Origin of the sequence: uncultured Chitinophaga sp. (assembly GCF_937898475.1) — a bacterium.
Taxonomy (GTDB): Bacteria; Bacteroidota; Bacteroidia; order Chitinophagales; family Chitinophagaceae; genus Chitinophaga.
Genome location: NZ_CALEJS010000010.1, coordinates 353,428 through 361,043, shown reverse-complemented (window position 1 = coordinate 361,043; position 7,616 = coordinate 353,428). Strand labels below are relative to the sequence as shown.

Genomic DNA, 7,616 nt, shown 5'->3' with positions numbered 1-7,616 from the left:
AACCAGTATCAGGACTATTTTATTCACCTGTATAGCTATTTTAGGACTAGACAGATTGCGGGTTGTATGCATGATGTCCGGTACATGTCCGGTATATGTCCCGTAGTTGAGGGGTAGATGTCCGGTACCTTATAAGATACCAGACATCTACCCCTCAACTACCCGGCAACTACAGGAAAACCTCCGGTCAACTACGGGTATCCATAAAGAAAGAGCCCGTTCGCCAATCAGCAAACGGGCTCTGTTCAATATTGTTTATCTTGCTTTATGCTTCTTCCCTGATACTTACCTGCTCCATACGCGGTGCAAAGAAATGCATAATTGTCCAGGCCAGGAGGTAGGCAAAACCGCAGATAACAAACAGGATGTTATAGCCGGTATTGATATTGCCCAGCAGTTTATAGTGATCCAGCAGGGAGCCTACAAACAAAGGGAACAACATGCCACCCAGGGATCCCGCCATACCGCCAATTCCTACAACGGAGCTTACCGCGTATTTCGGGAACATATCAGAAACAGTGGTAAATATATTTGCAGACCAGGCCTGGTGAGCGGCGCCTGCCAGACCTACCAGCGCTACAGCCACCCACATGTTGCCTGAATACGGGGCCACTATCACGGGCACTACGCAAAGCGCAAAACCAAGCATGGATGTTTTACGTGCCCTGAACACCGGCCACCCTTTCTTGATCAGGTAGGAGGAGATCCATCCGCCTCCTATACTACCAAAGCTGATCATGGTGTAAATGATAATGATCGGCAAACCATTGTTGGCTTTCATGTCTACATTAAAGGCAGAAGACAGGTAGGAAGGCAGCCAGAAAAGGAAGAACCACCAGATCGGGTCTGTAAGCAGTTTGCCAAATACAAAGGCCCAGGTCTGGCGGATACCAAATAATTTGAACCAGCTGATCTTATGCGTCTCTGCTGCCGGTTCTACCGTATCGCTGTGAATATAGTCATACTCCGGTTGTTTAACCCGTTTGCTTTTGGAAGGTACTTCATAAAAAATGAACCAGAAGATCAGCCATATAAAACCAATGGCGCCGGTCCAGATAAAGGCGCTCTGCCAGCCATGTGTTTTTGCCAGCCAGTATACAATAATGGGCGCCACTACAGGTCCCAGGTTGGCGCCTGCATTAAAGATCCCGGTTGCCAAGGCCCTTTCCTTTTTAGGGAACCATTCAGCTACCGCTTTAATGGCGGCGGGAAAGTTACCTGACTCACCCAGGCCCAATGCCGCACGGGCTACCCCAAAGCCAAATGTGGACTTCGCCATGGCGTGCGCCATTGCCGCCACACTCCACACCACAAGAGAGATGGTATAACCCAATTTGGTGCCTATTTTATCTACAAAACGGCCAAAGGCTAACAGGCCAATAGCATATGCAGCAGAAAAGGCCGCCACTATATAACCGTAATCCTTCTCTGTCCAGCTGAACTGCAGCTGCAGGTCGTCTTTCAACAAGCCAATTACCTGCCTGTCAATATAGTTAATGGTAGTGGCGAAGAAAAGCAGCGCACAGATGGTCCAACGATAATTTCCGGTTTTTGTGGAATTCATTCTGATTATTTTGGAATTTATAAAAGCAAAGGGTTTTAGTTCTGCCTTAAATTTAATGCAATGCTTTCACTAAAGCAAACGTTTGCACAATCTTATCTTTCAACGCGTTCCAATCTTTGCTTTCAATCACTTTTTTAGACAGTAAATTAGACCCCATGCCTACACAGATCACACCTGCGTCAAACCATGACCGGATGCTTTCCTGGGTGGGCTCCACCCCTCCGGTGGGCATAAATTTCATGCCGGGAAACAGCGGCCTGACGGCGTTAACAAAGCCGGGGCCCAGCACATTACCCGGGAACAGCTTTACAAGCTGCGCCTCAAGTTTTTCCGCTACAGCGATCTCGCTGGGCGACATACAACCCGGGATCCAGAGAATATTGGCAGCCTGGCAGTATGCTCCCGTGGAAGTTTCTGTAATAGGGCTCACAATGAAATCAGCGCCCATACCGGTGAAAGTCTCGGCATCTGCAGCATTTTTGATAGTACCTATACCCAGATACATATCCGGCATAGACACCAGTTTCTTATCGCGCATGGCGGCAAAATTTCGCCGCGCATGCTCTCCCCGGTTGGTAAACTCAAATACCCGGATGCCGGCGTCATAGCAGGCCTGCATTACCTGTATACACACTTCTTCGTCATCATGATAGAAGACCGGTATGATGCCGCTGCGTTCAAAGGCAGCTATAATGGTTGCTGGTTGTGGAGGCATAATTGTTTGCAATGGTTACGTTTTCAATGTAAGTTTTCAGGCTGATCTGCTCAGATCAGCTTTTCAATATCCGCTTTATCCGTTTGATTGAAATCGCCTTTTATGAACAGTTTGGAATAAGCGGCGGCGGCGGCAAAAGAGATCGTTCGCTGAGCGTCAAAACCTTCTGCCAGGGAATGGATCAGCCCTGCCATAAAACTATCGCCACTGCCTACACGGTCTATCACTTCATTGGTCTCATACTGACGCGAAACCGTTTGCTGCCCCTGGTGATAGTAAGTGGCATAATACAGGTTGTGTGTAGGCCCATCAGAGAAACGGAACGTGAAGGCCACATGTTTACAACGTGGATAACGCTCCGTTATTTCATGCGCTACCTTAATGGCCTGTTCCAGGTAGATCTCTTTTTGCTGCTTTTCAAGCGCAACGGTATCCAGCGCGGTATCCAGCATCTGATGTGCGGCCCATATATTGCCCATGATCACATCGCAGTACTGCACCAGCTCCGGCATTACCTGGAAAGGTTTGGCGTATTGCCACAGTTTGCTCCGGTAATTAAGATCGGTGGAGATGGTGAGACCTTTACGACGGGCGGCTTCCAGCACTTCCTTACAGACGGTGGCTGCCTGCTGGCTCAGCGCAGGTGTGATAGCGCTCCAGTGGAACCAATCTGCTCCTTCCAGCAGTGCATCCCAGTCTGTTGTGCCGGGCTGTATCTCGCTGAAAGAAGAATACTTGCGGTCATACACTACTTCTGCATGCTTCAGATCACTGCCCTGGGCCAGGTAATAGGTACCTATACGGTCACCGCCCCACAGCATACGGTCTGTAACAATACCGGCTTTTTCAAGTTGCTGTAATACCTGCCTGGAAAGGCCGTTATCAGGCACTTTGCTGATATAGGATACAGGTGTGCCCCATCGCGCCAGGGAGGCCGCCATATTGGCCTCTGCCCCGCCTATATAAAGCGCTGATGTATGCTGATCGAATACCGGCGAAAAACGAAACAGGATCTCCCCGTAAGAAATAACTTTTACTGGCTTCATCAGAAATTAAAATAAGCTTTAGCGTTATTGTAGCAAATGTCCTGCACCATTTTACCGAGCCAGTTAACATCGCCCGGCAGTTCACCATTTTCAACATCATTACCCAGGAGGTTACACAAAATACGCCGGAAATACTCATGACGTGAGTAGGAAAGGAAACTCCTTGAATCGGTCAGCATGCCTACAAAACGGCTGAGCAGTCCCATATTGCTGAGCGTGTTCATCTGTTTTTCCATACCGTCCTTCTGATCCAGGAACCACCAGCCCGAGCCAAACTGCATTTTGCCGGGGATAGTGCCATCCTGGAAATTACCCACCATCGTAGCAAACACTTCGTTATAGGCAGGGTTGAGATTATAGACGATGGTGCGGGCCAGTTTATCTTTTTTATCCAGCGCATCAAAAAAGGCAGACATGTTCTCTGCCACCTGCCAGTCGCCAATGGAATCCACGCCTGCATCCGCGCCTACGCGGCGCAGCAGCCGGCTGCTGTTATTACGGATAGCCCCCACATGAAATTGCTGCGCCCAGCCTTTTTCATGGTTCCATTCGCAGATAGTGTGCAGGGTGGCTGCTTTAAACTGCAGCGCTTCTTCCGGTGTAACGGCATGGCCTGTACGCAGCTGGCTGAAAATACGCTGCACGCCTGCTTCCGTATAGTTTGCAGCATAAAAGGTATTGATACCATGATCTGAAAGACGGCCGCCCGCTGCATGGAAGTAGTCATGCCGGCTGCGCAGGGCATCCATCAGGGCCTGATAGCTGTTGATAGTAATGCCTGCCGCTGCCCCCAGCTTATCAATATAGGCGTTGAAAGCAGGTACATCTTCCACGATCATGGCTTTATCCGGACGGAAAGTAGGCAGCACCCTGATGCCGAAACCTTTTTGCTGCAGCGTCTTATGGTGCTGCAGATCATCTGCAGGATCGTCTGTAGTGCAAAGGGCTTCTACCCTGAAATGCTGCAGCAGCGCGGGAGCAGTCCACTGCGGGAGCTGGTCATTACAATGCTGGTAGATCTCTTCTGCAGTATCTGCATTCAGCAGCTGCTTCACACCGAAAGGGTTCAGCAATTCCATGTGCGTCCAGTGGTAGAGTGGATTACGCATGGTATAGGGCACCGTAGCCGCCCAGTGTCTGAACTTGGTGAGATGATCTGCGTTGCCGGTGATGTACTCTTCTGCCACCCCGTTTGCACGCATGGCGCGCCACTTGTAATGGTCGCCCTGCAGCCACATGGCGCTGAGATGCTCAAACTGCCGGTTGCCCGCAATATCCTCCGGTGGAAGGTGATTGTGATAATCGATCACCGGCATTCCCTTGGCATACTCATGATATAAACGCTTAGCCGTTTCTGTCTGCAGTAAAAAGTCTTCTGTTAAAAATTGCTTCATATCTGTTGCTTCATAAACGTGAAAGTACCATACTATCTAACTGCCTTTTGCAGGCCGGTTGCATAGGCAAGCGCACCTTCCTGCAGCATGCCGGTGAGGTGCCCCGCTACCACTGCTGTAAAGCCTGGCAGCTGGTTAAGATCTGCTTCCCATAGCTTACTGTCGGCACACACCTGCTGCACAAATTCCGTTATCGTTGTAGTGTTCGCCGTATCCACTGCTTTCCAGTAGCCGGCAAATACAGCTGCATTGTCATCGGTAATAAGATAATGCTCCGCACCCCTGGCGCCGTAATATCTGCCTCCCTCCTCCTTAACCGGCCGCAGGAACAGCAGCATGGCTGCGAAACCCAGGCACATAGCTTGTGGCAGGGCTTTATACCGTTCGTAATAGCGCAGGAATGTGCGCAGGTTACGGGCGTTCATCTTGGCGCTTTCCTGGAATGTTATGCTGATCAGCTTGTGTGCAATATAGGGATTGGCAAAGCGATCCAGCACATCCCGGGCAAAGATATCTGCCTGCGGACAAATATCCTGTATCGTTGGTAATATCTCTTCCAGCACTACTGCCCGGAAAAAAGAACGCATATATGTGTGTTCCATACATTCATACACAGTGTTGAGCCCTCCAAGGAAACCCAGCGGTACCGATATGGTATGACTGCCGTTCAGTATGCGCAGTTTCTGTTCACGATAAGGCGTGATGCTGGGCGCGATCAGCATACGGTCATCTGCCTGGTGGAAAGACAGCACCTGCTGTATATAGGCGTCTCCTTCTATTGCCCATAACAGGAAAGGCTCCGCATCGATCCAGAGATTGTCTGTATATCCTGCCTGCTGCTGAAGCGTTTCCAGCTCACGGGGTTTACCCGGTACAATACGGTCTACCAGTGAATTGCAGAAACGGTTCTCTGTCTTCACCCATTGCACAAAAGCTTCCGGCAGCTGGTTAAAGGCGGCGAGCCTTAGCGTGATCTCCTGCAACAGGTGGCCATTATCCACCACCAGCTCTGTAGGCACGATCACGAAACCAGTGCCCGTGCTGCCTTTAAAATGCTGGTACCGCTCCCACAACACCGCCAGCAGTTTGCCCGGATAGGAAGCCGGCACACTATTGTCGATTTTTTCTTCCACATACTGGATGCCCACCTCGGTTGTATTGGATATAATCACCTGCAAACCAGGTTGATGGACAGCCGCTAATACCTCCGCCCAATCTGCATTCGATTGCAAAACACGGCTAATAGAAGCGTTCACCAGGGTTTGATTAACCAGCTCTCCCTGGGCCACTCCCTTGATATGCGTAGTGTAGAGATGATCCTGGCTGGAGAATTCAGTCACCGGCCCGTCTGTAGATTTTACCACTATCACCCTGCCCTTAAAGATGCCCTGTTTGTTGGCTTTGTCTACCAGGTAATCTACCAGGCCTCTTAACAACACGCCCGTACCAAACTGAAGTATCTTCTCGGGATAGCTGAAATATTCGCTGGAAACTGCCAGATCCGGATGCCTGGCCACATAGGCTTTGTCTAGTACAGGTAACATGGAACTAATTTATAATATTTAATGCTTTACCCAATAAATATAAGCTTACCTTTTAAGATTTTATAGTAAATGCAGTAAAAAAAGCGGTTCCTTTTTCTATAGCCCTTCTCTATACCGCTATCAGCAGTATCAATATCCCACCGCAGCCAATGGCAGGATTTTCACTAACTTTGCAGCCTTAATGTATTTAATATGAGCAGACACGGTAAAGTGCTGGTAGCAATGAGCGGTGGCATAGACAGTACGGTAACCGCCCTGATGTTACACGAACAGGGGTATGAAGTGGTGGGGATTACCATGAAGACCTGGGATTATGCTTCCTCCGGCTCCAGCAAAAAAGAGACTGGCTGCTGCAACCTCGATTCTTTCAACGATGCGCGTGCAGCTGCCGTGCATCACGGTTTCCCTCACTTTGTGCTGGACATCCGGGATGAGTTCGGGGATTTTGTGATCAATAATTTTGTAGATGAATACCTGGCCGGCCGCACTCCCAACCCCTGCGTGCTGTGCAATACCCATATAAAATGGAGGGCGCTGCTGAAAAGGGCAGACGCGATGGACTGTGCCTTTATTGCCACCGGGCACTACGGCCAGGTGCGCGAACATAATGGCCGTTATGTAATCAGCAAAGGCATTGACGAGCTGAAAGACCAGAGCTATGTGCTGTGGGGCCTTCAGCAGGACGTGCTGGCGCGTACCCTGCTCCCGCTGGGCCAGTACCGCAAAACGGAAATCCGCCAGATGGCGTTCGACTTCGGTTACCCCGAACTGGCTAAAAAGGCGGAAAGCTACGAGATCTGCTTTGTGCCTGATAACGACTACCGTGGTTTCCTGAAACGCCGGGTCAGCGGCCTGGAAGAAAGCGTGAACGGCGGCAATTTTGTGCTGAAAGACGGCACTATTGTTGGCCAGCATAAAGGTTATCCCTTTTATACCGTAGGGCAGCGTAAAGGGCTGGATATTGCCCTGGGCCGCCCCATCTATGTAACAGGCATCATCCCCGAAACCAATACCGTGGTACTGGGCGAAGAAGAAGACCTGCAGAAGAGTGAAATGACGGTATCCGGCATTAACTACATCAAATACGATCATATTCCGGAAGGCCTGGAAGCCACTACCAAGATCCGTTACAAGGACAAAGGCGCGCTGAGCAACCTGTATAATGAGAACGGGCAGGTAAAAGTGCGTTTTTACGAACAGGTAAAGGGCATTGCCCCCGGTCAGTCTGCCGTATTCTATGAAGGAGACGACGTAATAGGCGGCGGCATTATCCAGCGGATGTGATCATATACATATCAGATTTTTCCTTATTTTTTCCGTAATTGCTCATAGGGGGTGGTACTAAATTTAATT

At 49.8% G+C, this 7,616-nt stretch carries 6 protein-coding genes; 1 reads left to right on the top strand and 5 read right to left on the bottom strand.

Going from position 1 to position 7,616, the window contains the following annotated elements; all coding sequences use genetic code 11:
* Positions 1 to 265: 265 nt before the first annotated feature.
* The 5 genes from Q0577_RS01860 to Q0577_RS01840 are packed head-to-tail and all read right to left on the bottom strand — an operon-like array spanning position 266 to position 6,263.
* Positions 266 to 1,564, bottom strand: coding sequence for an MFS transporter (locus Q0577_RS01860; protein ID WP_298732214.1), 1,299 nt, complete (start codon positions 1,562 to 1,564; stop codon positions 266 to 268).
* 52 nt (positions 1,565 to 1,616) lie between these two features.
* Positions 1,617 to 2,279, bottom strand: coding sequence for a bifunctional 4-hydroxy-2-oxoglutarate aldolase/2-dehydro-3-deoxy-phosphogluconate aldolase (locus tag Q0577_RS01855; protein WP_298732212.1), 663 nt, complete (start codon positions 2,277 to 2,279; stop codon positions 1,617 to 1,619).
* A 50-nt stretch (positions 2,280 to 2,329) separates the two neighbouring features.
* Positions 2,330 to 3,325 (bottom strand): sugar kinase, encoded by a 996-nt coding sequence (locus Q0577_RS01850; RefSeq protein ID WP_298732210.1) that lies wholly within the window; start codon positions 3,323 to 3,325, stop codon positions 2,330 to 2,332.
* On the bottom strand, positions 3,325 to 4,719 hold the full coding sequence (gene uxaC, locus Q0577_RS01845; protein WP_298732208.1) for a glucuronate isomerase: 1,395 nt from the start codon (positions 4,717 to 4,719) through the stop codon (positions 3,325 to 3,327). Before uxaC ends, Q0577_RS01850 begins: the two co-directional genes overlap by 1 nt.
* 32 nt (positions 4,720 to 4,751) lie before the next feature.
* Positions 4,752 to 6,263: a tagaturonate reductase gene (locus Q0577_RS01840; RefSeq protein ID WP_298732206.1), complete on the bottom strand. Its 1,512-nt coding sequence runs from the start codon at positions 6,261 to 6,263 to the stop codon at positions 4,752 to 4,754.
* A 192-nt stretch (positions 6,264 to 6,455) separates the two neighbouring features.
* Here Q0577_RS01840 and mnmA point away from each other — a divergent pair, with 192 nt between their 5' ends.
* Positions 6,456 to 7,547: a tRNA 2-thiouridine(34) synthase MnmA gene (mnmA, locus tag Q0577_RS01835; protein WP_298732205.1), complete on the top strand. Its 1,092-nt coding sequence runs from the start codon at positions 6,456 to 6,458 to the stop codon at positions 7,545 to 7,547.
* The last annotated feature ends 69 nt before the right edge of the window (positions 7,548 to 7,616 follow it).